Genomic DNA, 22,568 nt, shown 5'->3' on the forward strand with positions numbered 1-22,568 from the left:
CCCTTTGCAGAAGCGACGCAAGCTCGCATCTGCGAAGGGCGAGCGCAGGCGACGAACGATCACTCCGCCTTTTTCTCTGCCTGCTTCAATTCCTTGATCCGCTGGTCGATCAGCTGACATTTGTCGGGCAAGTCCTTGCTCGCCGTCCCCAGATCCATCCCCTGGAGCTCATCATTGATCTCCTTGGCCTTTTGCGGGTTCTGCTCGGTCAACTGAGTGACCAGCCCGGCCAACTCCTCACGTTTTTGTGTTGCTTCTTCAGGTGTGCAGGCCCAAGCGGGCAGGGCGCAGAGCAGGGCGGTGGCACAGGCTATGGGCAGTAGCGGTTTCATCCTTTCAACCTCCGGCGGTGGTGATGCCCGGTGGAGGGCTGTGGGGGCAAGGAAGTTCAGGGCTTGCGACCGATGGAAGATTTCTTTGATGGTGGTAGTCCGTTTCTGAAACGCTCCCGTATCCCTCCAGTGCCGTTGAGCAGCACGCTACATCGCTCTAGTCTCGAAGGAAAAGAGGGGTGTTGTAGGTACAGCTGTAAATACAGTCGTCTCCTGTTCTTTGAATGGCTAAAGGCGCTGATAAGGTTCGTCGTGTACACGGAGAGGCGGGGTGAGGTGATACGCATCATTTCTGCAATAAAAGCCACCAAACGGGAGGCCAGGTACTATGACCAAATCATCGAGAACTGACTGGAGCCGCCTGGCCCGACAGGACGACAAGGATATCGACACATCAGATATCCCTGAACTGGACCAGGATTTTTTCCGCCAGGCCGAGCTGCGCGTTCCCGCCAAGCAGACGGTGACCATTCGACTGGACTCAGATGTCTTCGCCTGGTTCAAGGAGCAGGGCAGCGGCTACCAGACCCGCATCAATCAGTTGCTGCGCCAGTACATGCAAGCGCAACAACGCCAGCGCTAAGCGCTTCGGAACGCTTGGCAACCCTGGCAGGTCCCAACCTGTGTACCCCTTTCGTCCACAGCAGGAGCCTGTAGCCATGAGCATCACCTACGACTGGGACCTGATCGAACGCTTGCTGCACGAAGTGCAGAACGGCGCCGGTCACAGCTTCACGCCCCGCCCCTATGCCGAGCAGCATGCTGCTGCACTGGCCGCCAAGGGTGAGCCGGTGGGTGACGTGGATCACCTGAAAACCCGTGCATGCGAGTATGAAAAGCTGCTATTCGAGCGCGGATTCATTGAATGCCGGCCTGAAGAGGACGGCGGCAATGGCGAAAACTTCGTCCTGACCGAACGCGGCTCGCGCTTGATGAGCCTTATCGACAGCAGCATCCCCGGCTTCGAGCACCCGCGCCAGGTGCTGGATGAGCAGGAGGATGCGCTGGACGAAACGACATTCGAACAGGTATCTGCGAAGGCACAGATTGCTTGAGGTCGTTTTAAGGCTGGCAAGTGCAGCGTTCGAAACCCGATAATCGGTAGCTTCTGAACGCTGCCGAGCCTTGCCCATGCCTACGATCACCCCAGAGGCCCGCTTATGAGCGCGGTCCGCAAGAACCCTGACGCCTTTGCCTTCCAGGTAATGCTGGGGCTTTGCCTGATCTGGGGCTGCCAGCAGGTACTGATCAAGACCGCTGCCGTCGACATCGCCCCGGTGATGCAGGCAGCACTGCGCAATGGCATTGCCGCTGTACTGGTAGGCCTGATGCTGTGCTGGCGGGGAGGCTGGGAGCAGGTCGGCAGCACCTGGCGCGCAGGGGTGGTGGCGGGCGGGCTGTTCGGGGTGGAGTTTCTGTTCATTGCCGAAGGACTGAAACTGACGTCGGCGGCGCACATGTCGGTATTCCTCTACACCGCGCCGGTATTTACCGCCTTGGGCCTGCATTTTCGGCTAGCCAGTGAACGCTTGCGGCTGCTGCAATGGCTGGGCATTCTGCTGGCCTTCGGCGGCATTGCCATGGCCTTTGCCGGTGGCACTTCGTTCGAGCACATGGACAGCCGCACCTTGCTGGGTGATGCCTTTGGCGTGATCGCCGGGCTGGCTTGGGGCGCGACTACGGTGGTGGTGCGTTGCTCACGGCTATCGGAGGCGCCGGCAACCTTGACCCTGTTCTATCAGTTGGCGGTCGGGTTTGCCGGGCTGCTGCTGATCGCCCTGCTCAGCGGACAGATTGGCGCGGTGTCGCTGACGCCGCTGGCGATGGGCAGCGTGTTGTTCCAGGGGATTGTGGTCTCATTCATCAGCTACCTCACCTGGTTCTGGTTGCTGCGTAAGTACCTGGCGTCGAACCTCGCGGTGTTTTCCTTCATTACCCCGTTATTTGGGGTGACCTTTGGCGTAGTGCTGCTGGATGAGCCGCTCAGTGCGAATTTCGTGGTAGGCGCGTTGATGGTGTTGCTGGGTGTGATCCTGGTAAGTGCCGAGCCTTGGGTGAAACAACAATTGCGGCGGTTGGTAGGGTGATGGATAGCCTGTACCGGCCCCTTCGCGGGCGGCCGGAACAGGCTACATCGACTCAGGATGCAACCTTGGCCTGACAGGCGCTTCCCTGCTGTGCATTACCTGGCAACTGGACCAACCCGCCAGCCACCGCCAACCCGCCCGCCGCCAGCATCAATGCGGGTTGCAGCCCGCCGCTGTAATGGCTGCTGAGCACTGCCAGCAGCGGCCCACTCAATTGTCCCAAGGCAAAGCACGCGGTCAGCAGCCCGGCATTGCGCTGCGTGGCATGTGGCGCCAACTCGCGCGAGCGTTGCATGACCAGTTGCATGCAGGCCAGGAACGGCCCGCCACACAGCGCAACACCCAGCGCCAGGCCGATCCCTCCACCCATCAGGCAGGCCAGCACACCCAGCCCTTGCAGCCACAGGGTGGCAGTCAGCCAGGCTGAAGTGCGGCCACCACGGCGCACGCTCACCAGCAAGACGCCCAGCGCCGCCGCCAGGCCAAACGCCGGCCAGAACAGGTCAGCCAGCCACTGCCCGCGAAACTGCTGATTGGCCATCTGTGACAGAAAGGTGGCCGGCAGGATGTAGCCCATGCCATACAGGCCATACACCAACCCCAGGCGGCCAGTGCCGACACTGCGCGTCGGGCCTTGTCGCACTGGCGACTGAGCCGGTGCCGCTTGCAATGCCCGTGGCAACCATGGCCGCACGGCCAGCAGCATCACCAGGGCAGCCACGGCATAGATCAGCCACAGCGCTGCTGAGCCCAGCCCCTGTACATGTGCGGCCAGTGCCAGTAGCCCGGTCACGGCAATACCCAGGCCGGGCCCGGCGAATACCAGCGCTCCCAGGCGTTGGCGGTTGTGCGCATTGGCTACTTGCTGGCTGAGGCTGGTGATCATCACCAGCACCCAGGCGCTGGCTACGCCGGTGCCAAAGCGCAGCAGCAGGTGGCCCCAGAAGCCGTTGGCCGCCCATGAGGCCAGGGTCAGCAGCACACACAGCCACAGGCCCCCATGCAGGCGCAGGCGTACCTGGCCTGGCGAGCGGGCGAACATGGCGTCCACCGCACCCACGAAGTAGCCAAGGTAATTGGCCGCCGCGACCAGCCCGGCGACTGTCAGGTCGAACTGGCCTTCGGCAATCAGTTGCGGCAGTTGCGGGGTGAGGGCGAAACGACCGATGCCCATGGCCATCATCAGCGCCACGGCGCTGGCGAGCAGTTGAATGAGTGGCGACATGACAGGTCTCCTGCGCGGATATAAGTGATGGCTGGCAGGTTAGGGCGCTTTTATTTTCAATAAAATTGAATAATGATGATCAAGTTGTTCTGTTTTGGAGAATGCTGTGGAGTTCAGCCAATTGCGTATCTTTCAGGCCGTGGCCGAGGAAGGCTCGGTTACCCGCGCCGCAGAGCGTCTGCACCGGGTGCCATCAAACCTCTCCACGCGCCTGCGCCAGCTCGAGGAGCAGTTGGGCGTCGAACTGTTCCTGCGCGAACGCCAGCGCCTTCAGTTGTCGCCAGCAGGCAAGGTGCTGCTGGACTATGCCAACCGCATGTCAGCCTTGCGCGACGAAGCGCTGGCCGCCGTGCGTGGCGGTCAGCCGGCTGGTGATTTCGTGCTGGGGACCATGTACAGCACGGCGGCGACCCACCTGCCGGGGTTGCTGGCGCGCTATCACCAGGCTTACCCGCAGGTGAACCTGCAAGTGCGTGCAGCACCCAGCGGCGAGTTGCTTGAGGGGCTGCTGAACCACACCCTGGATGCTGCTCTTGTGGACGGGCCGCCGAGCCTTGCCGGGCTGGATGGCGTACCGCTGTGCGATGAGCAACTGGTACTGATCTCCAGCCCCGAGCATCCGACGGTACACACCGCCAAGGACGTGGCGGGCAAGGCGGTGTTTACCTTCCGCCAAGGCTGCTCGTACCGCATGCGCCTGGAGGCCTGGTATGCCCATGCCCATACGCCGATGGGGCGGGTAATGGAGATCGAGTCGTACCAGAGCATGCTGGCCTGTGTGATCGCGGGTGCGGGTGTGGCGATGATGGCCCAGTCGATGCTCGACAGCCTGCCTGGACGTGGTCGGGTGAGGGTGCACCCGCTGCAGGCTCCTTTCGATCAGGCGGTTACTTGGCTGATGTGGCGCCAAGGCATGCGTGGGGCTAATCTGCAGGCATGGATCGACCTGCAACAAAGCGAAACGATTAACCAGTCGTCGGAATGCACCGCCACGGCTTGATCCGCGTCAAAATGGCCCTTATCTGTAGGAACAGAGGCATGCGTAATACAGGACATCGGGCTATGATCTGTATGAAACATCGCAGGATTGATTTGCCGTGAGGCTGACCCGTCAAGGGGGCATTATGAATAAACCACTGTCAAACTGGCTCCACGACCTGGCCGTAGCCTTGGGGCTGATTCCACCACCCTTGCAGCCGGTGCCGATCCCGACTGATGAAGAGCAGCGCAAACGTCAACCGCGTCGGCGCTGATTAACGACAAAGGCCGCTGCACCCGAGTGTGTGCAGCGGCCTTTTTGTGTCTGCTGATTGTCTATTGCCTGTACTGGCCCTTTCGCGGGCAAGCCCGCTCCTCCAAGCGAAAGGGCCGGTACAACGGTCAGGCCAGCTTCACCGCCGCGACCGACTTGCGCGACACCAGGCTCACCCCTACAAAGCTCACCAGTCCTACTGCCAGGCTGTAGTAGATCGGCGTATTAGCCTCCAGCCCGTCCAGGAACATGAACAGCAGGGCGGTGGCAAAGCCCAGCGACATGCTGGCAATCGCGCCTGCGGTGGTTGCACGCTTCCAGAAGATCGCCCCGATCAGCGGGATCAGCATGCCACCGACCAGCAGGTTATAAGCCAGGGTCAGGGCGTTGATCACATCATTCACCACCAGCGCGATGCCCAGCACCACCAGGCCGGTGAGCAGGGTGAACAGGCGGCTGGTACCCAGGCTCGACTGCTTGCCGCCACGCAGCTTGGGCAGCAGGTCTTCGGTCACGGTGGTCGAGGCAGCCAGCAGGCCGGCACTGGCGGTGGACATCATCGCCGCCAGGGCCGCGGCCATCAGCAGACCACGGATGCCATCGGGCAGGGTGGTCTTGATCATCTCGGCAAAGGCGTTGTTCGGGTTGGCCAGGTCGGGCATCAGCACGTGCGCAGCCATGCCGATCGCAGCACAGGCCAGGCCATACAGCACGCAGTACACACCAGCGGTGGTACCAGCACGCTGACAGACCTTTTCGTCACGGGCGGTGAACACCCGTTGCCAGATGTCCTGGCCGATGAGGATGCCGAAGAAGTAGATCAGGAAGTAAGTGATGATGGTGTCCCAGCCAATGGTAGTCAGCTGGAAGCTGGCCGCTGGCAATTTGGCCACCAGGGTGTCCCAGCCACCGGCCTTGTACAGGCACACTGGCAGCAGGATGAACATCAGGCCGACGGTCTTGATCACGAACTGGACGATATCGGTCAGGGTCAGCGACCACATGCCGCCGATGGTCGAGTACAGCACTACCACGCCGCCGCCGAGCATCAGAGAAGCCCAGAACGGCAGGTCCAGCAGCACCTGCAGGACGGTGGCCATGGCCAGGGTCGAGGTGACCCCGATCATCAGTGCATAAGCCAGCATGATGACGGCGCTGGCCTGGCGTGCGGTGGGGTTGTAGCGTTGCTCAAGCACCTGGGTCACGGTGAAGATGCGCAGGCGCAGCAGCGGTTTGGCGAGGAACAGGTTGATGGCGATGATGCCCAGGCCCAGGGCTGCGCACAGCCAGAAGCCGGAGATGCCGTGGACGTAGCCCAGGCGCACGGTGCCGACGGTGGAGGCGCCACCGAGTACGGTGGTGGCCATGGTGCCCATGTACAGCACCGGGCCGAGATTGCGCCCGGCTACCAGGTAGTCTTCATGGGTTTTCGCGCGGCGCATGCCATACCAGCCAAGCCCGAGCATGCCGGCGGTATAGATCATTACAACAATGATGTCCAAGGCCATTGGGGTCTCCCGATTATCTTTATTATGGCGAGATCGACCACGCGGGCGGGGTTCATGGCGCCCGGCGGTCCTGTCGTGTGTTGGCGGGCCTCAGTGGCCCTCCCTCATGGCTCCTGCCGGGGTGTAACGGTTTTAGGCTCTGTATGAAAAGCCTTGATACTCGGTGATGCTGCGTCGAAAACAGCCTCGCAATGCTCATTTACAACCCGTAAACTCCGCTTCCTCGGCTGCTTTCGCCTTGCCTGACCTTCGTCTCAAGGCTTTTCATCCAGACCTTAGCGACGCACCACGCCCGGTAGCACGCAGAGCATCTCGAACAGCAGGTTGGCGCCGAGCAGCGAGGTGTTGCCGGTGGTGTCGTAAGGCGGGGAGACTTCAACAAGGTCACAGCCGATCAGGTCCAGGCCGTGGCAGCCGCGAATGATCTCCATCGCCTGGATGGTGGTCAAGCCGCCGATTTCCGGGGTTCCGGTACCGGGCGCCCAAGCCGGGTCGATGCCATCGATGTCGAAAGACAGGTAAACCGGGCCACCGCCGACTTTTTCCCGCACTTCGGCCATCAGTGGCTCCAGTGACTTGTGCCAGCACTCTTCGGCCTGGACCACGCGGAAGCCCTGGCGACGGCTCCAGTTGAAGTCATCGGCGGTGTAGCCCTGAGCGCGCAGGCCGATCTGCACCACGCGCTCACAGTCGAGCAGGCCTTCTTCCACGGCGCGGCGGAAGGTGGTGCCGTGGGCGATCTTCTCGCCGAACATGTGGTCGTTGACGTCGGCGTGGGCATCGATGTGCACCAGGCCGATCTTGCCGTGTTTCTTGTGCAGTGCACGCAGGATCGGCAGGGTGATGGTGTGATCGCCCCCCAGGGTCATGGGAATGACGTTGTGCTCGACGATCTCGTCATACGCTTCTTCGATGATGCGCACGGCGTCCAGCAGATTGAAGGTGTTGATTGCCACATCGCCGATATCGGCGACCGAAAGCGAGTCGAACGGGGCGGCACCGGTCGCCATGTTGTACGGGCGGATCATCACCGACTCGGCGCGGATCTGCCGTGGGCCGAAGCGGGTACCGGAGCGTAGCGAGGTACCGATATCCAGCGGTACGCCGATGAAGGCAGCATCCAGGCCTTCGGCGCTTTGCAGGTGGGGGAGGCGGAGCATGGTAGCGATGCCGCCGAAACGCGGCATTTCGTTGCCGCCCAGTGGTTGGTGGAGAGTCTTGTCCACGGTGGGCCTCATCAGTCGGTCGATTGTTGTGTTTGTTCGAACCTGTGCCGCCGCGCGCCATTCACGTGTGGTTTGCCGGCGGGCAGGGACATTTCGGCCAAGTCTGCTCAAGGTAGTGCCGGGGAAGAATCGCTACCGACAAATACTTAGTTCAGGATTTTCTGAACTAAAGGCGGGTGGAGCAGTTAGACTGCGCGCACATACTCTTGTGGAACCGTTGCACCATGGCCTCGACCTTGCCCGACCTGAAACTGCTGCGCATCTTCATCAGCGTGGTGCGCCACCAGGGCTTTGCCAACGCCCAGCGCGAGCTGAACCTGTCGACCTCGGCCATCAGTACTTACATGAGCCAGCTGGAGGGCGCCTTGGGTATCGTGCTGTGCCACCGTGGTCGGGGTGGCTTCAGCCTGACCAGCAAGGGCGAGCTGTTTCATCAGGAGACCCTGCGCCTGCTGGCCGAGCTGGACGGTTTCGAGCAGTATGCCGCCGCCCTCAAGGGTGAATTGCGTGGCACCCTCAACCTTGGGGTGATCGACTCCACTGTCGGTGACCGCGCCTTGCCGCTGGCCGAAGCCATCGGTGCCTACAGCCAGGAGCACCCAGCGGTGCACCTGCACCTGTCGGTGTCCAGCCCCTACGAGCTGCAACTGGGTGTGCAGGACAATCGCCTGGACCTGGCCATCGGCGCGTTTTCTTCCCGGATGAGCGGCTTGCTCTACCAGCCGTTGTACCGCGAACAGCACTGGCTGTACTGCAGCAGCCGCCACCCGTTGTATGCCGAGCGGCGCATCCCCGAGCAGGTGGTGACCCAGCAGCGCATGGTCGGGCGTGGTTACTGGAGCCAGGCCGAACTGGCCCGGCATGGCTTCAAGCACAGTGCAGCGACGGTTGAAAGCATGGAGGCGCAGCTGATCCTGATCCTTTCCGGGGCCTATATTGGCTACTTGCCTGAGCACTACGCCCAGGCCTGGGTCGACAAAGGTGACTTGCGCGTGCTGTCGCCGTCGACCTTTGGTTACCAGGCCCCGTTCTCGCTGATCATTCGTCGCGGCCGCAGCCGTGAACCGTTGATCCAGACCTTCCGTGACCTGCTCAAAAGCCAGCTCAACGTGGGCTGAGATGCGACGCATTCATGCATTCCGTCGGGAGGGGGTTAAATTCTGGCAAACGCCGGCCGCTAACCTGATAGCGCTCTGCTACATATCAACTTGCGCTGATGATTTTCCCCTATTTCATCCTGCAAGGATCGCCCAAGATGCGCATGAATTTGCCCGTCACTGAGCACGAAAGAACCTTCCCCGGCGATCAACGCCTTATTTCCACGACTGACCTCGACAGCCGAATCACCTACTGCAACGACGCCTTTGTGGCGATCAGCGGCTTTACCTACGACGAGCTGGTCGGCCAACCGCACAACCTGGTGCGCCACCCGGACATGCCGCCGGCAGTGTTTGGCCACATGTGGGAAACCATCAAACAGGGCAAACCCTGGATGGGCATAGTCAAGAACCGGGCGAAGAACGGCGATTACTACTGGGTAAGCGCCTACGTCACGGCGATATACGAACAGGGCCGGATCAGTGGCTACGAGTCGGTGCGCTCGGTGCCCACGCGCGAGCAGATCCGCCGTGCCGAGGCACTGTATGCGCGCTTGCGCGATGGCCGCGGGCCAGTGCCTTGGGCTGCCCGCCTGGGGCACGGCCTGGGCCATGGCTGGCCGCTGATCGGCGCCGGCCTGCTGTCGGCGGCGGGTTACCTTTGGCTGCCACCCTATGCCGCACTCGCGGTGCTGATGGCAAGTCTGCTGCTGGCTTGGTTCTGGGTCGAGCACCGGCAGAACCAGGCCATTCGCCGCACGTTGGCTGAGCATCCCAAGGCTTTTACCAGTCCGTTGGTGGCGCTGACCTACAGCGACAACCCAGGCCTGCAGGGCCAGCTCGACCTGGCCATCATCAGCGAAGAAGCCCGCCTGCAAACGGCCCTGACCCGGCTGGTGGATGCCGGTGTCGGGGTAAAGTCGCGGGCGGCGCAATCTTCCGACCTGTCCGATGCCCAGGCGCAGATGCTCGACCGGCAGCGCAGCGAGACTGACCAGTCCGCCACGGCTATCGCGCAGATGGCGGCGACCATCCAGCAGGTCACCCACAACGTGCAAAGCACGGCACACGCAGCAGGTGATGCCGACCAGCTGGCGCAGCAGGGCAGCGAGCTGGCCCTGAAGAGCCTGCAAGCCATGGGCAGCATGAGCGATGCGGTCAATGACATTGGTCAGGCGGTCAACGCCTTGGCCGAGCAGACTCAGTCGATTGGCAGCGTGGTCGACGTGATCACTTCGATTGCCGAGCAGACCAACCTGCTGGCGCTTAATGCCGCCATTGAAGCGGCGCGCGCCGGTGAGCAAGGGCGCGGGTTCGCCGTGGTGGCTGATGAGGTGCGGTCGTTGGCGCAACGTACCCGCGCGTCGACCGAAGAGATCCACCATATCATCGCCTCGTTGAGGGCCGGGGCGGAGCGAGCGGTCAGCACTGCCAGCCGGGGTGAACAGATTTCCCGGGACAGTGTGCACAGTGTCGAGGCGGTGCAGGCGGCGCTGAGCGGGATTGCCCAGGCGGTCAGCCGCATCACCGGCATGAGCCAGCAGATGGCCACGGCATCGGAGCAGCAGACCCATGTGGCAGAGGACATCAACCAGCAGATCGTGAGGATTGCCCAACTGTGCGACCAGAGTGCCGGGCAAGCCAGGCAAGGCGCGGAAATCAGCCAGGACCTCGAGCGCATGGCGGAGTACCTGCACAGCCTGGCGGAAAGGTTCAACCGCTGAAATCGCGGGGCCCGCAAAGCGGGCCCCGGTTATGTGGCAAACTGTCCCCGCCAAGGAGACCGTCATGCCCAGACCCCGCTGCGAACGCTGCCAGCGCCCGCTCGACCATTGCCTATGCCCATTGATTCCCGCGCTCGATAGCCGCACCCGTGTGGTCCTGCTGCAGCACCCCAGTGAAACTGCCCACGCCCTGAACACGGCGCGCCTGGCTGCCCTTGGCCTGCGCAATGCCGAGCTGCGGATTGGGGAGGTGTTCGATGACCTGCATGACCTGCTCGCCACCCCCGGATACCACCCAGTGCTGTTGTTCCCGGGTGATGACGCGCAGGTGCTGACAGCGTATGGCGAGGCGGGCGACAAACCTTTGCTGCTGATAGTACCCGACGGCACCTGGCGCAAGGCGCGCAAGCTGCTGTACCTGAACCCGTCGCTGGGGGGGCTGCCACGGGTGACGCTGGGGCAGGTGGCGGCTTCGCGCTATCGGTTGCGCAAAGCGCCGGAGGCGGGTGCAGTGTCGACGATCGAGGCGGTGGTCGGGGCGTTGAACACGTTGGAGCAACCGGCCTGCTTCGACGCACTGCTGGCGCCGTTCGAGGCGTTGATCGAGGGGCAGATCAGGGCCATGGGGGTAGAGACGTTTCAGCGTAATCATGGCCGCGAGTGAGGGTTGGGGCTGCTTTGCAGCCCATTCGCAGCACAAAGCGGCCCCGCTATCTCAAACCCGCTCAACGCATCTCGGGCAGACGCGCCTCGGTGCGTACTTCGGTAGTCGCCAGCGCCTCTGGCGGCAGCGAAATATGCTGTTTGCTCAGCAATTCACCCATGGTCGCCAGTACGCGGTAGCGTGAGAACTCTTCGGTATAACGCACCTCGGTGTAGCGGCGGTCGGCGTTGTACAGCTCGTTTTCACTGTCGAGTACGTCCAGCAGGGTGCGCTGGCCCAGGCCGAACTGGTCCTGGTAGGCCGCACGCACACGCTTGGTGGTCTCGGCGTATTCACGCGCGGTCGGCAGCTGCTTGCTGGCGTTGTTCATGGCGTTCCACGCCAGGCTCAGGTTCTCGGTCAACTCCCGCAGGGCGTTGTTGCGAATGTCCAGTGCCTGGTTGATCTTGTGCGCGTCGGACTGCAGGCGAGCCTTGTCGCTGCCGCCGCGGAACAGGTTGTAGTTCATCTCCACGCCAGCTTGCCAGTCGTTGTTGTTGTGGCCTTTTTCGCCGCCGGTGTTGTTGTTGGCACCAGTTGCCAGAATGGCGTCGAAGCGTGGGTAGAAGGTCGACTTGCCCACTTCGTACTGCTTCTCGGCGGCGTTGACGTCAGCCTGGGCAGACTTGATGTACGGGTTGTTCTGGCGCATGCCATCGCGGGCCTCTTCGAGAGTGCCTGGCACCTCGCCCTTGATGGTCTGCGGGCTTTCCAGTTCGTCCGGAGCACGGCCGATCACACTGAAGAAGTTGGCCTCGGCATCGGCCAGGTCGACTTCTGCGGTGTCCAGGTTGTTTTCTGCCAGGGCGCGACGGGCGCGGGACTGGTCGAGGTCGGCTGTGCTGCCGACGCCGCGCTCGTTGCGCAGACCAATCTGGTCGTTGACGCGCAGGTGAGCTTGCAGGTTGTTCTTGGCCAAGGTCACCAGTTCGCGGCGTTTGAGCACTTCCAGGTAGACCTCGACTGCACGCAGGGCGACATCCTGGGCAACGGCCTGGGTGTAATAGGCGCGGGAGGTAGAGACCGCCTCGGTGCGGCCCACTTCATTCGCGGTGTTGAAGCCGTCGAAGATCATCTGCCGCAGGCGCAGCTCGGACTGGGTGTAGTTGAGGGTTTCCTTGTTGTGATTACCTGCGGCGCGGGTAGTGGCGTTGTCCGAGCGCTGGCGGCCGTAGCCGGCAACCAGGTCCACGGAAGGGTAGTAGCCACCACGCGCGAACTTCACGTCTTCATCGGCCGACAGCTTGCTGTTACGGTTGGAGCTGACTTGTGGGTGGTAGTCCACGGCGCTTTGGACAGCCTCGGTAATCGACATCGCCTGTACGTTGGCACTCGCCAGGGCCAACAATAAAGCACTGGTGATGGGGTTCAAAACGCGCATGGTACATCTCCCTGATCCTGGAATTGATCCTGCTGCTCGCCAAAAAAATGACGATAAACTTATCGCGTATAGTGTTGCAGGTTTTTAACAACACAGCTAAGTACATTCAACGCGATAGATAAGAAGATTTATTCATATCAAATTGCCATGTAAGACTGTTGTTGTCTAATAATTTTGCATGAAGGGGCAGGGAGTGGCGCCGCTGAATGCTATGAAAGCCAATGAGTACAAGGCTTTCGCGCAGTTCAAGAACTAATTCAGATAAAGAGGGCGCCCGTTAGGCGAAAGCGATATTTGGCGACAAAATATTGTCACTTAGGCTTGTGCAGCGTTTTCAGCCTGAGAATGTACAGGGTGACCAGCACTGCACTGGTCAGCATGAAAGTGCGGGCCCAGAACAGCGGGACCAGATAGCACGACAGGCCAATGCTGGCCCACATCAGGCCGATGGCGTAGACCTTGCCCTTGAGGGGGATGCCTTCACCACTGAGGTAGTCACGGATCCATGGTCCCAGCTTGGGATGATGGACCAGCCAGTGGTGAAAGCGCGGCGAGCTGCGGGCAAAGCAGGCCGCCGCCAAAAGCAGGAAGGGGGTGGTGGGCAGTACCGGCAGGAATATCCCCAGCACCCCCAGCGCGACGCTGAGCCAGCCGGTAGCCAGCAGCAGGTAGCGCACAGGTTGCTCAGTGGTGGCGTGGCTTGAGCAGCGCCGGTTTTTCGTCAGGGGCGTGCAGCAGCAGGAACAGAGCGCTCAGTGCTTCGGGGATCTGCACGATCATGTCATCCTGCAGGTTGGCGTTGCTGGCGATGTCGGCGAACTCTGGTTGCTCGTCAAACAAGCCCGAACCCACCATGATCGGCAGCAGCATCTCGCTGACTTCTTCTTCAGCGTTTTCGAACCACGCCTCTTCCCGCAGGAAAACGCCTTCCATGAAGCCGATGCACCAGCCACGCAAGTCGGAATCGTCCGGCTCATCGGTCAGGTCGAGGTCGCATGGCAGGTCGAATTCTTCGTCGCTGGCCAACTGGCGGGCAATGTGCGCCTTGAGCGCCACCAGGGTGGCCTCGATCTCGGTGCGTTGGGCTTCGCTGGCGTAGTGCGGCTCTTCGGCGAACAGGGCGTCGATCCACTCGCGCTCGGGCACGTCCTCGGCGTTGATCGAAAGAGCGGTGAGGTAGCCGTGTGCGGCGACATAGTCCAGCGCTTCTTCGTGCAGCTCGTCGGCGTCGAGGAAGGCTTGCAGGCGGGTCAGTTGCTCGGCGAAGGACATTACAGGGCTACCTTGGGGAATAAACGATAACGAATTCTAGCACCTTGCAGCGGCAGCGGGGCAAAGGGAACGTCTATCGCCACGGTGCCTGTGCAGCGCGGTGCTGCGGTATACTCCGCGATTTTTCATCCAGGGGCAGGTTTTGCCGGCTGCCTGGCAAAAACCGCTTACGCATTTGGCGTGTGCGGGGCGGGTTTTTCGTCCAGCCTTTATCCAGGGTGGTACGGCGATTTGGAGTTGCACATGCTCGAACAGGCTCAGCGCGTTCTCAAGGACATCTTCGGCTACGACAGTTTCCGTGGGCGCCAGGCAGCGATCATCGAATGCGTGGCCAATGGCGGCGATGCCTTGGTGCTGATGCCCACCGGTGGCGGCAAATCGCTGTGTTTCCAGGTGCCGGGGCTGCTGCGCCCGGGCCTGACGGTGGTGGTATCGCCACTGATCGCGCTGATGGACGACCAGGTCGCCACCCTTGACGAGCTGGGTGTGTCTGCGGCCGCCCTGAACTCTACCCTGACGGCGGAGCAGCAGCGTGAACTGGCCGGGCGCCTGCGCCGTGGTGAAGTCAAGATGCTGTATCTGGCACCGGAACGCCTGGTGCAGCCGCGCATGCTCGACTTCCTGCGCGATCTGGACATCTCGCTGTTCGCCATTGACGAGGCCCACTGTGTATCGCAATGGGGTCACGATTTCCGCCCAGAGTACCTGCAGCTGGGCCAGCTGGCCGAACTGTTCCCGCATGTTCCGCGCATTGCGCTTACCGCTACCGCCGACATGCGGACCCGCGAGGAGATTGTCCAGCGCCTGCACCTGCAAGGCGCCGAGCGCTTCCTGTCGAGTTTCGACCGGCCCAACATCTTCTACCGCATCGTGCCCAAGGAGGCACCGCGCAAGCAGTTGATGGCCTTTCTCGGCGAGCGCCGTGGCAACGCTGGCATCGTCTACTGCCTGTCGCGCAAGAAGGTCGACGAAACTGCCGCCTTCCTCTGTAGTCAGGGGTTCCCCGCGCTGCCGTACCACGCTGGCCTGGCCGCCGAGACGCGGGCGGCCAACCAGCATCGCTTCCTGAACGAGGAAGGGCTGATCATGGTCGCTACCATTGCTTTCGGCATGGGGATCGACAAGCCCAACGTGCGCTTCGTTGCTCACCTCGACCTGCCCAAATCGCTTGAGGCCTACTATCAGGAAACCGGCCGTGCCGGCCGGGACGGCCTGCCCTCCGATGCCTGGATGGCCTACGGGCTGCAGGACATGGTGATGCTCAAGCAGATGCTGCAGAACTCCGAAGGCGACGAGCGCCACAAGCGTATTGAGCAGCACAAGCTGGATGCCATGCTGGCGCTGTGCGAAGAAACCCGCTGCCGCCGCCAGTCGCTGCTGGCCTACTTCGACGAGACCCTCGAACAACCGTGCGGGCATTGCGACAACTGTGTCGACAACATCCAGACCTGGGACGCTACCGAACCGGCGCGCCAGGCGCTGTCGGCGGTGTTCCGCACCGGCCAGCGCTATGGTGTTGGCCACCTGGTCGATGTGCTGTTGGGCAAGGACACCGAGAAGGTGCGCAATTTCGGCCATGAGAAGCTGTCGGTATTTGGCGTTGGCAAAGGTCTGGCCGAGGTCGAGTGGCGCTCGCTGTTCCGTCAGCTGGTGGCGCGCGGGCTGGTCGATATCGACCTCGAAGGCTACGGCGGCCTGCGCCTGTCCGACAGCTGCCGGCCGCTGCTGCGCGGCGAGGTGACTTTGCAACTGCGCCGTGATCTCAAACCCCAGACCACGGCCAAAACCTCGTCGTCCGGTGGCGGCAGCCCGGCCAGCCAGCTGGTGCGTGCCGAAGAGCGCGATCTGTGGGAAGCGCTGCGTACCCTGCGTCGCAAGCTGGCAGAAGAACACAGTGTGCCACCCTACGTCATCTTCCCCGACTCGACACTGCTGGAGATGCTGCGCAGCCAGCCGGTCAGCCTCAGCGACATGGCCCAGGTCAGCGGTGTGGGGGCGCGCAAGCTGGAGCGCTACGGCCAGGCGTTCCTCGAAGTGCTGAACAACAGTGGTGGCACCGACGAGGCACCGAAAGTGGTGCTCGACCTGCGCCACGAACTGGTCAGCCTGGCCCGTGCCGGCATGACCCCGGCGCAGATCGCCGGGCAGCTCAACTGCAGCGAGAAGAACGTGTATAGCCTGCTGGCCGAGGCGTTGGGGCGCCAGGAGCTGAGTCTTGACCAGGCCATCGACCTGCCGGAAGACCTGATGATGGAGGTACAGGACGCCTTTCTTGATGGTGAGGGTGAACTGCCACCGGTGTCGGCCATTGCCCCCCAGTTCGGGGCGCGGGTACCGGAGGGCGTACTCCATTGCGTGCGAGCAGCACTGGCGGCGGAATTCGAATTGTAAACACCGGCAGGATCGAAGGCAGAAGCGCCATCTGCTGACCTTTGTCATGCTTTTTGACGATTATCGAACGCGTAGGCCAGGCCGAGCCTTGCCTCATGGGGCAGGGCATGGTTAGCTGCCTAATAATTAGATCTACTCAATGAGTTCCTTATGCCCCTGAACGACAACCAACACCGCTTTGGCATGCAACTGGCCCAAATGTCCCGAGGTTGGCGTGCCGAGCTGGACCGCCGCCTGGCCGGGCTCAACCTGTCCCAGGCGCGCTGGCTGGTGTTGCTGCACCTGGCCCGCTTCGAAGAAGCCCCGACCCAGCGTGAGCTGGCCCAGAGCGTAGGTGTCGAAGGCCCGACCCTGGCGCGTCTGCTTGACAGCCTGGAAGCGCAAGGGCTGGTGCGTCGCCAGGCGGTGCTGGAGGATCGGCGGGCGAAGAAGATTGTGCTGTGCCCGCCGGCCAAGCCGTTGATCGATCAGATCGAGACCATTGCCAATCAGCTGCGGGTAGAGCTGTTTACCGGCGTGGACGAGGCCGACTTGCAGATATGTATGCGCGTGCATGCCAAGATCCTGGCCAACCTCGAAAAGTCCTGAGCTCACCCGCCAATTCAGGTGCAGTGCAAGCCCAAGCCTCAGAAGGTGTGCCCAAGGTTCAGGTACACCGCTTGTTCATGTGCAGTGTTGGCGCCATAGCTGAAATTCAGCGGCCCTAGAGGCGTCTCCAGCCCCAGGAAGATGCTCGCCGCATTGATGTACCCACTGTCGAACTCGTTGTCGTTGTTCCATGCCCGCCCACGCTCCAGCGAACCGCCGATGTATAACGGGAAGTCCAGCGGCACATAGGCCCGCGGCGTCAGCCGGCGGTAATAGACCATGCGCAACAGGCTTACGTTCTGCCCCGATACCGAGTCCTGGCGGAAGCCTGACAGCTGTCGCGCCCCGCCTATCACAAAGCTCGACGTCACCACTTCGGTATCGTCCAGCGTGCGCCCGTAGCCCCCACCCAGCACGAACGTGTTCGGCCCGCTGCTGATGGCCTTGTCCAGGTTAAACAGCCACTGCCGGTAATCCTGGTCGGAGTCCAGCGACTTGTCGTATTTGCGCAAGGTCAGGCTGATGTCCTCGCCATGGTGCGGGAAGTACACGTTATCGAGGGTGTCGAACGAGTACTTCAGTTCGTAGAAACCTTCGTTGAAACTGACTTTGGGCAAGTCCTGGTCGCCGATGCGCACTTCGGCTTCGCCCCAGGCCTTGCCCGCGCCCAGGCGCACTTCACCGCTGTTGCCGATCTGCCGGCCTACATTCAGGCCAAAGCCGTAGCGCTCCAGGCGATACTCGGCGACGGGGTCGTTGTCCAGGGTCGCTTCGATGTTCTGCGAGCCCAGGTCCAGGTACGGCGCGATGAAGTAGCGTGAGCCCACATCCAGGGGTTGATAGAACTCACTGTACAGCTCTTGCTTATCGCCGATCTGGCCGCGGGTCAGCCATTCGGCGCCAAGGCTGTTGATGCCGTTGACCCGGTAGCTGGCGCCCAGGTTGAAAGCGCTGTCGCCACGCAGGTCATCGGACAGGTTCAGGCCCAGGCGCAGGTAGTCGGTGCCGCCGCGTCGTCCGCGGGCGTTGATCACCAGGGTGTTGTCGTTGCCCTTGTGCACCACGCGGTACTGCACCCTGTCGAAGTAGTCCAGGCCATACAGCGTACCCATGTCGGTCTGCAGGCGGTCCAGTTCCAGCGGTGCGTCGATCGGCTGGCGGATGTACGAGCGGATCACATCATCACTGACCTTGGAGTCGTTTTCGATCCGGATTGCGGTAATTACCGGCGTGCGCTGGCGCGGCGAGCGGGCCACGGCCAGGCTGGCGTCGCCCTCGAGTTGGCGCAGGGCGGCCAGGCGCGGGTCAAGCAGGCGAGTGGCGCGGTAACCGGCGTCGATCATGTCGCGGGCGCGGCCGAAATCTGTCACGCCGAAGGCAGTCAACGATGGCTGGATGAGGATGTCGTCGCGGTGCAGGCTGGCCAGTTGTTCTTCGGAGTTGCGGCGGGTCATCAAAGTGATCGACTGATTCAGCACGTCGACCACCGTCAGTAATTGTTTGCGATCGCGCAGCGGGGTGCCGATGTCGACCACGATGGCCAGGTCCACGCCCATTTCGCGGGCCACATCCACCGGAATGTTGTCGACCATGCCGCCGTCCACCAGCAGGCGGCCGTCCAGTTCGACCGGGGCGAACACGGCGGGGATCGACATGCTGGCGCGGATTACCTGGGGCAGGTGACCGCGGCGGAATACGACTTTTTCGCCACTGGCGATGTCGGTGGCCACGGCGCGGAAGGGAATGGGCAGCTTGTCGAAGTCGCGGGTGTCGGCGGTATGCGCCAGTTTGCTTTCCAGCAGCATTGACAGGTTCTGGCCCTGAATCACACCCAGCGGCAGGCCCAGGCTGCCGTCGTCGCGGAAGCTGAGCTTCTGCTTGACCAGAAAGTCGCGGTCATCCTGCTTGCGCCGGAACGGCACATCCTCGCGCGGCGGGGCATCGGAGAGCGCCTGTTGCCAGTCAAGGGTGGTAGCGAGTTTTTCCAGCTCTTGGACACTGTAGCCCGAGGCGTACAGACCGCCGACTACCGCGCCCATGCTGGTGCCGGCGATGGCGTCGATGCGCACACCCTGTTCCTCCAGCGCCTTGAGTACGCCGATGTGGGCCAGGCCACGGGCTGCACCGCCAGACAACACCAGGCCGACCTTGGGCCTGGCGGGTTCCGCAGCGATTGCCGTAAGCGAGGTAAGGGCGAGCAGAAAACAGAACAGCAAACGGCGCATCGTGAGTCTCAAACCGTGGGCGAAAGACCGCTAGTATAAGCGGCCCCTCACCTGGAGATGTTTCACCATGGCTGACAACAAGCCAGAAATCGTAATCACCTATTGCACCCAGTGCCAGTGGCTGTTGCGCGCTGCCTGGCTGGCTCAGGAACTGCTCAGCACCTTTGCCGACGACCTTGGCCGGGTAGCGCTGGAGCCGGGTACCGGGGGTATCTTCCGCATCACCTGCAATGGTGTGCAGATTTGGGAGCGCAAGGCCGACGGTGGTTTCCCCGAAGCGAAGGTGCTGAAGCAGCGGGTGCGCGACCAGGTCGACCCGCAGCGTGACCTTGGTCACAACGACCGCTGATCAGGCGCCCTCGGTCAGTGGTCGCTGCCTGGGTGGTTGCTCGGCAGCAAGACGGCTGGACAGCACGATGGCGAAGATGATCAGCGCGCCGCCCAGCAGCATGCGCACGGTGGGGGTTTCGGCGAACACTGCCCAGGCCACGGCAATGCCGTAGACCGGCTCCATGCCGAACACGACGGCGGCGGTGCGCGCCTTGATCACCGCCAGGCTGGCGACGAACAGGCTGTGCGCCACACCCGTGCAGAAGATGCCGAGCAGGGCGATCCACAGCCAGTCCAGGGTCGCAACGCTGGCCAGGCCGGGGGCGGCGAACGGCAGCAGGCACAGGCCTACCACCAGGTTCTGCCACAGTGCTGCCTGCACCGCAGGCAAACGGCCGGAGCCAGCCCGGTTGGTCAGTGACAGCAGCGAGAACAGCAGGCCCGAGAGCAGCGCCCAGAGCAGGCCGCCGGTGGCTTCGCTGGCCAGGTCGAATGCCGGCGTGACCAGTATCAGGCCGATGCTGACCAGCACGACCAATACGGCTTCGTTACGGCGGATACGCTCGCGGAACAGCAGGCTTTCGAGGATCACCGTAAAGGCCGGGAAGCTGGCGAAGCCGAGGGTGGCGATGGCTACGCCGCCCACTTTGACGGCGATGAAGAAGCTGACCCAGTGGCCGGCCAGCAGCACGCCGCCGAGCAGCAGGCGGCGCGCGTCCTGGCTGCTCAGGCGTTGCCAGCCCGGACCTGCCAGGCTGACGAACAGGGCCAGGGCGAGTACGGCGAAGGCAGCGCGACCGAAGACGATGATCGCCGGGCTGGCGCTGGCGGCCAGTTTGCCGAAGACGCCGGTAAGGCCGAAGAACAGCGCGCCAATGTGCAGGGCGCCGAGGGCGGTGCGGTGGTTCATGGTGGTCCTTGATGAAGATCTCTACAGGCAGTGCCGGCCCTTTCGCGGGTAAACCCGCTCCTACAGGTTGTGCCGGCCCTTTCGCGGGTAAACCCGCTCAGGTTGTGCACAACCTTCAGGGCCGCGCAAATCCTGTAGGAGCGGGTTTACCCGCGAAAGGGCCGGTAAAGGCAAAGTGTAAAGCCTCAGGCAAACACATTCTGTCGCAAGACTGCTGTCAGTTATCGCCAGACTCTCGCCGCAAAGCCAAAGGTGTACACCCGAACGCCCGCAGCATCGCCGCTGAAAAGGCACTTTGCGAGCTATACCCGACCTGCGCCGCTATCTCGCCCATCGGCAGCACGGTCTGCACGATTAGCCGCCGCGCCTTGAGCAAACGCCGCTGGCGAATGTAGTCCATCGGAGTCATCCCGCACTCAGTGGTAAAGCGCGCATGCAGCCGGGCACTGGACAGCCCGGCGATGCGCGCCAGGTCGGCAACCTGCAGCGGGTAGGCAGCATGCTGTTCGATATGCACATCGAAGGACGCATAGGGCAGGCGCTGGCTGGCGTGCACGCTGGCTGCTGCCGTGACGTTGAGGCTGGCCAGCAGCAGTGCCGCGCCTTGCCTGGCGATCAATGGGTCGTGTACAGGGCTGCTCGCCAGCCAGTCCACCAGTTGCTGCTGGCGTTCATCCAGGCCCAGGGCGATGGGGCGGTCGAGCAGGCGGCGGCTGGCATCGGCATGCTCACCCAAGTGCTCGTGCAGCCAAGGCTCCCCAGGCACATCAAGCACCAGGCAATCACTGCCGGCATCGCTGGCGCACGTGTGATGAGCACCCGCCGGGACCACCACCAGCCCCTGCCGATCGATCCCGGCACCATGCCCCTGGACCTCGAACTCCAGGCGGCCGCGCAGGCCGAACACCAATTGCGGGTGTTCGTGGCTGTGGGCGATCAGGCTGTCGCGGTAATGGCGCAGCGAGAGGATCGGGCCGGCGGTCATGGGGGCTTCCTCGCAGGGCGGGCGCCCATTGTGCCTCAATCCCTGCACGCCATCACTCGTCACTGTTTTGCCATGGCGCTGTCATGTGCGCCTGCCAGTCTCCAGCAAACTGCGCCGGAGCCTGCCCATGACCCATGCCGAACTGTCCCGCCCCTCGCGCAAGCAACGCGTGCGTACCCTGTGGATCTCCGACGTGCACCTGGGTACCCGCGACTGCCAGGCCGAACACCTGTCGCAATTTCTCAAGGGCTACCAGGCTGACCGTGTCTACCTGGTGGGCGATATCATCGATGGCTGGAAACTGCGCGGCGGGATCTACTGGCCGCAAGCTCACACCAACGTAATCCGCCGGCTACTGACCATGAGCAAGCGCGGCACCGAGGTGATCTACGTCACCGGCAATCATGATGAATTCCTGCGCCGCTACTCAAAGCTGATTCTGGGCAACATTCAGCTGGTGGACGAGGCCGAGCACCTGACGGCCGATGGCCGCCGTCTGCTGGTGGTCCATGGCGATCAGTTCGATGTGATTACCCGTTACCACCGCTGGCTGGCGTTTCTGGGTGACCGCGCCTACGAATTCACCTTGGTGCTCAACCGCTGGCTCAACCATTGGCGTGCGCGCTATGGCTATGGTTACTGGTCGCTGTCGGCGTACCTCAAGCACAAGGTGAAAGGGGCGGTGAACTTCATCAGTGACTTCGAGAATGCCATTGCCCATGAATGCACCCGTCGTGGGTTTCATGGGGTGGTGTGCGGGCATATCCATCATGCCGAGATCCGCAAGGTGGGTGAGGTGGACTACCTCAATTGCGGGGACTGGGTGGAATCGTGCACGGCACTGATCGAGCATTGGGATGGCAGTGTCGAACTGTATCGGCTGGCCGAAGCGCAGGCCGTGGCGGCGTTGCGCGAGCCGGCTTAAGGGCCTCAGATGCTTACAGCCTGAGCTTGCCCAGCAGGATATCCCGGAACATCACGAAATCCCCGACCAGGCTGTACAGCGGATAGGTGAAGGTCGCTGGCCGGTTTTTCTCAAAAAAGAAATGCCCGACCCAGGCAAAGCCATAGCCGAACACCGGCACGGCCAGCAGCAGCAACCATTTGCCACTGCCAATGGTGTAGGCCAGCAGCGCTATCACCAGGCTGGTGCCGACGAAGTGCAGGCGGCGGCAGGTGGGGTTGCTGTGCTCCCCCAGATAGTACGGATAGAACTCGGCAAAACTGCGAAACTGCGCTGTGCTGTTCATGGCAGTGCTCCGGGATTAATACTTCTGGACAAGATACACGGCGTGGAGCCTGATTCGAGTCTAGAGTGACTGACGGGGCCTA

23 protein-coding genes and 1 pseudogene are annotated in these 22,568 nt (G+C 62.4%); 13 read left to right on the forward strand and 11 right to left on the reverse strand.

The annotated features are described in order from the left end of the window. Positions 1-59: 59 nt before the first annotated feature. Positions 60-332 (reverse strand): hypothetical protein, encoded by a 273-nt coding sequence (locus INQ47_RS16225; RefSeq protein WP_012051554.1) that lies wholly within the window; start codon positions 330-332, stop codon positions 60-62. Between the two features lie 222 nt (positions 333-554). On the opposite strand from INQ47_RS16225, the pseudogene INQ47_RS16230 reads away from it, so the two are divergent. From INQ47_RS16230 to INQ47_RS16245, 4 genes and pseudogenes are all read left to right on the forward strand, one after another. After that, positions 555-683 (forward strand): annotated as a pseudogene (locus INQ47_RS16230) (BrnT family toxin); the annotation flags it as partial. Then, positions 661-915, forward strand: a complete 255-nt coding sequence (locus INQ47_RS16235) for a BrnA antitoxin family protein (protein WP_404702104.1) — start codon at positions 661-663, stop codon at positions 913-915. The pseudogene INQ47_RS16230 and the gene INQ47_RS16235, both read left to right, overlap by 23 nt. 76 nt (positions 916-991) lie before the next feature. After that, the gene (locus tag INQ47_RS16240) at positions 992-1,387 is read left to right on the forward strand and encodes a hypothetical protein (RefSeq protein ID WP_028697753.1); all 396 of its coding nucleotides are present in this window, start codon (positions 992-994) and stop codon (positions 1,385-1,387) included. 105 nt (positions 1,388-1,492) lie between these two features. After that, a complete protein-coding gene (locus INQ47_RS16245; protein ID WP_404702105.1) occupies positions 1,493-2,419 on the forward strand; it encodes a DMT family transporter in 927 nt (308 codons plus the stop codon). A 52-nt stretch (positions 2,420-2,471) separates the two neighbouring features. On the opposite strand, the gene INQ47_RS16250 is transcribed toward INQ47_RS16245, so the two are convergent. Continuing rightward, entirely contained in the window at positions 2,472-3,644 is a 1,173-nt protein-coding gene (locus INQ47_RS16250; RefSeq protein ID WP_404702106.1) for an MFS transporter, read from the reverse strand. A gap of 106 nt (positions 3,645-3,750) precedes the next feature. Here INQ47_RS16250 and INQ47_RS16255 point away from each other — a divergent pair, with 106 nt between their 5' ends. Together INQ47_RS16255 and INQ47_RS16260 are read left to right on the forward strand one after the other, a co-directional pair. Beyond that, a complete protein-coding gene (locus tag INQ47_RS16255) occupies positions 3,751-4,644 on the forward strand; it encodes a LysR substrate-binding domain-containing protein (RefSeq protein ID WP_404702107.1) in 894 nt (297 codons plus the stop codon). A 124-nt stretch (positions 4,645-4,768) separates the two neighbouring features. Beyond that, positions 4,769-4,897, forward strand: a complete 129-nt coding sequence (locus INQ47_RS16260) for a PA1414 family protein (RefSeq protein WP_009683677.1) — start codon at positions 4,769-4,771, stop codon at positions 4,895-4,897. Positions 4,898-5,024: 127 nt separating this feature from the next. On the opposite strand, the gene INQ47_RS16265 is transcribed toward INQ47_RS16260, so the two are convergent. Continuing rightward, positions 5,025-6,404: a sodium:solute symporter gene (locus tag INQ47_RS16265; protein WP_003254587.1), complete on the reverse strand. Its 1,380-nt coding sequence runs from the start codon at positions 6,402-6,404 to the stop codon at positions 5,025-5,027. A gap of 275 nt (positions 6,405-6,679) precedes the next feature. Then, a complete protein-coding gene (speB, locus tag INQ47_RS16270; RefSeq protein WP_129932884.1) occupies positions 6,680-7,630 on the reverse strand; it encodes an agmatinase in 951 nt (316 codons plus the stop codon). A 224-nt stretch (positions 7,631-7,854) separates the two neighbouring features. On the opposite strand from speB, the gene INQ47_RS16275 reads away from it, so the two are divergent. The 3 genes from INQ47_RS16275 to INQ47_RS16285 all read left to right on the forward strand — a co-directional run bounded on the left by INQ47_RS16275 (position 7,855) and on the right by INQ47_RS16285 (position 11,115). After that, a complete protein-coding gene (locus INQ47_RS16275) occupies positions 7,855-8,748 on the forward strand; it encodes a LysR family transcriptional regulator (RefSeq protein WP_003254585.1) in 894 nt (297 codons plus the stop codon). Between the two features lie 137 nt (positions 8,749-8,885). Further along, positions 8,886-10,451 carry a PAS domain-containing methyl-accepting chemotaxis protein gene (locus tag INQ47_RS16280; protein WP_252461599.1) on the forward strand — a complete coding sequence of 522 codons (1,566 nt, stop codon included), beginning with the start codon at positions 8,886-8,888 and terminating at the stop codon, positions 10,449-10,451. A gap of 64 nt (positions 10,452-10,515) precedes the next feature. After that, a complete protein-coding gene (locus tag INQ47_RS16285; protein ID WP_404702108.1) occupies positions 10,516-11,115 on the forward strand; it encodes a tRNA-uridine aminocarboxypropyltransferase in 600 nt (199 codons plus the stop codon). A 61-nt stretch (positions 11,116-11,176) separates the two neighbouring features. On the opposite strand, the gene INQ47_RS16290 is transcribed toward INQ47_RS16285, so the two are convergent. From INQ47_RS16290 to INQ47_RS16300, 3 genes are all read right to left on the reverse strand, one after another. Beyond that, positions 11,177-12,535 carry a TolC family outer membrane protein gene (locus INQ47_RS16290; protein ID WP_021783426.1) on the reverse strand — a complete coding sequence of 453 codons (1,359 nt, stop codon included), beginning with the start codon at positions 12,533-12,535 and terminating at the stop codon, positions 11,177-11,179. Positions 12,536-12,846: 311 nt separating this feature from the next. Further along, entirely contained in the window at positions 12,847-13,212 is a 366-nt protein-coding gene (locus INQ47_RS16295) for a YbaN family protein (RefSeq protein WP_404702109.1), read from the reverse strand. Between the two features lie 7 nt (positions 13,213-13,219). Continuing rightward, on the reverse strand, positions 13,220-13,807 hold the full coding sequence (locus INQ47_RS16300) for a YecA family protein (RefSeq protein WP_010955200.1): 588 nt from the start codon (positions 13,805-13,807) through the stop codon (positions 13,220-13,222). Between the two features lie 243 nt (positions 13,808-14,050). Between INQ47_RS16300 and recQ the strand changes: the two genes are divergently transcribed. Next, positions 14,051-16,198: a DNA helicase RecQ gene (recQ, locus tag INQ47_RS16305; RefSeq protein ID WP_404702110.1), complete on the forward strand. Its 2,148-nt coding sequence runs from the start codon at positions 14,051-14,053 to the stop codon at positions 16,196-16,198. 150 nt (positions 16,199-16,348) lie between these two features. Next, entirely contained in the window at positions 16,349-16,786 is a 438-nt protein-coding gene (locus INQ47_RS16310) for a MarR family transcriptional regulator (RefSeq protein WP_252461595.1), read from the forward strand. A gap of 38 nt (positions 16,787-16,824) precedes the next feature. Here INQ47_RS16310 and INQ47_RS16315 read toward each other — a convergent pair whose 3' ends face one another. Next, positions 16,825-19,011: a patatin-like phospholipase family protein gene (locus INQ47_RS16315; protein WP_404702111.1), complete on the reverse strand. Its 2,187-nt coding sequence runs from the start codon at positions 19,009-19,011 to the stop codon at positions 16,825-16,827. Positions 19,012-19,078: 67 nt separating this feature from the next. On the opposite strand from INQ47_RS16315, the gene INQ47_RS16320 reads away from it, so the two are divergent. Continuing rightward, positions 19,079-19,360 (forward strand): SelT/SelW/SelH family protein, encoded by a 282-nt coding sequence (locus INQ47_RS16320; RefSeq protein WP_121783045.1) that lies wholly within the window; start codon positions 19,079-19,081, stop codon positions 19,358-19,360. Here INQ47_RS16320 and INQ47_RS16325 read toward each other — a convergent pair whose 3' ends face one another. Next, complete coding sequence (locus INQ47_RS16325) at positions 19,361-20,251, reverse strand: DMT family transporter (RefSeq protein WP_021783432.1); 891 nt, start codon at positions 20,249-20,251, stop codon at positions 19,361-19,363. A 217-nt stretch (positions 20,252-20,468) separates the two neighbouring features. Then, positions 20,469-21,236, reverse strand: a complete 768-nt coding sequence (locus INQ47_RS16330; protein WP_021783433.1) for an AraC family transcriptional regulator — start codon at positions 21,234-21,236, stop codon at positions 20,469-20,471. 127 nt (positions 21,237-21,363) lie between these two features. Between INQ47_RS16330 and INQ47_RS16335 the strand changes: the two genes are divergently transcribed. Next, positions 21,364-22,161 carry a UDP-2,3-diacylglucosamine diphosphatase gene (locus INQ47_RS16335; protein ID WP_021783434.1) on the forward strand — a complete coding sequence of 266 codons (798 nt, stop codon included), beginning with the start codon at positions 21,364-21,366 and terminating at the stop codon, positions 22,159-22,161. A 13-nt stretch (positions 22,162-22,174) separates the two neighbouring features. Here INQ47_RS16335 and INQ47_RS16340 read toward each other — a convergent pair whose 3' ends face one another. Beyond that, positions 22,175-22,486 carry a DUF962 domain-containing protein gene (locus tag INQ47_RS16340; RefSeq protein WP_252461591.1) on the reverse strand — a complete coding sequence of 104 codons (312 nt, stop codon included), beginning with the start codon at positions 22,484-22,486 and terminating at the stop codon, positions 22,175-22,177. Between the last annotated feature and the right edge of the window lie 82 nt (positions 22,487-22,568).

This window comes from Pseudomonas sp. 3HC3 (assembly GCF_044904505.1).
GTDB lineage: Bacteria > Pseudomonadota > Gammaproteobacteria > Pseudomonadales > Pseudomonadaceae > Aquipseudomonas > Aquipseudomonas putida_Y.

Coding starts and splice junctions, on each gene's coding strand:
- INQ47_RS16225 (WP_012051554.1), bottom strand. CDS start 332: ATGAAACCGCTACTGCCCATAGCCTGTGCCACCGCCCTGCTCTGCGCC.
- INQ47_RS16235 (WP_404702104.1), top strand. CDS start 661: ATGACCAAATCATCGAGAACTGACTGGAGCCGCCTGGCCCGACAGGAC.
- INQ47_RS16240 (WP_028697753.1), top strand. CDS start 992: ATGAGCATCACCTACGACTGGGACCTGATCGAACGCTTGCTGCACGAA.
- INQ47_RS16245 (WP_404702105.1), top strand. CDS start 1,493: ATGAGCGCGGTCCGCAAGAACCCTGACGCCTTTGCCTTCCAGGTAATG.
- INQ47_RS16250 (WP_404702106.1), bottom strand. CDS start 3,644: ATGTCGCCACTCATTCAACTGCTCGCCAGCGCCGTGGCGCTGATGATG.
- INQ47_RS16260 (WP_009683677.1), top strand. CDS start 4,769: ATGAATAAACCACTGTCAAACTGGCTCCACGACCTGGCCGTAGCCTTG.
- INQ47_RS16265 (WP_003254587.1), bottom strand. CDS start 6,404: ATGGCCTTGGACATCATTGTTGTAATGATCTATACCGCCGGCATGCTC.
- INQ47_RS16275 (WP_003254585.1), top strand. CDS start 7,855: ATGGCCTCGACCTTGCCCGACCTGAAACTGCTGCGCATCTTCATCAGC.
- INQ47_RS16280 (WP_252461599.1), top strand. CDS start 8,886: ATGCGCATGAATTTGCCCGTCACTGAGCACGAAAGAACCTTCCCCGGC.
- INQ47_RS16285 (WP_404702108.1), top strand. CDS start 10,516: ATGCCCAGACCCCGCTGCGAACGCTGCCAGCGCCCGCTCGACCATTGC.
- INQ47_RS16290 (WP_021783426.1), bottom strand. CDS start 12,535: ATGCGCGTTTTGAACCCCATCACCAGTGCTTTATTGTTGGCCCTGGCG.
- INQ47_RS16300 (WP_010955200.1), bottom strand. CDS start 13,807: ATGTCCTTCGCCGAGCAACTGACCCGCCTGCAAGCCTTCCTCGACGCC.
- recQ (WP_404702110.1), top strand. CDS start 14,051: ATGCTCGAACAGGCTCAGCGCGTTCTCAAGGACATCTTCGGCTACGAC.
- INQ47_RS16310 (WP_252461595.1), top strand. CDS start 16,349: ATGCCCCTGAACGACAACCAACACCGCTTTGGCATGCAACTGGCCCAA.
- INQ47_RS16315 (WP_404702111.1), bottom strand. CDS start 19,011: ATGCGCCGTTTGCTGTTCTGTTTTCTGCTCGCCCTTACCTCGCTTACG.
- INQ47_RS16320 (WP_121783045.1), top strand. CDS start 19,079: ATGGCTGACAACAAGCCAGAAATCGTAATCACCTATTGCACCCAGTGC.
- INQ47_RS16325 (WP_021783432.1), bottom strand. CDS start 20,251: ATGAACCACCGCACCGCCCTCGGCGCCCTGCACATTGGCGCGCTGTTC.
- INQ47_RS16330 (WP_021783433.1), bottom strand. CDS start 21,236: ATGACCGCCGGCCCGATCCTCTCGCTGCGCCATTACCGCGACAGCCTG.
- INQ47_RS16335 (WP_021783434.1), top strand. CDS start 21,364: ATGACCCATGCCGAACTGTCCCGCCCCTCGCGCAAGCAACGCGTGCGT.
- INQ47_RS16340 (WP_252461591.1), bottom strand. CDS start 22,486: ATGAACAGCACAGCGCAGTTTCGCAGTTTTGCCGAGTTCTATCCGTAC.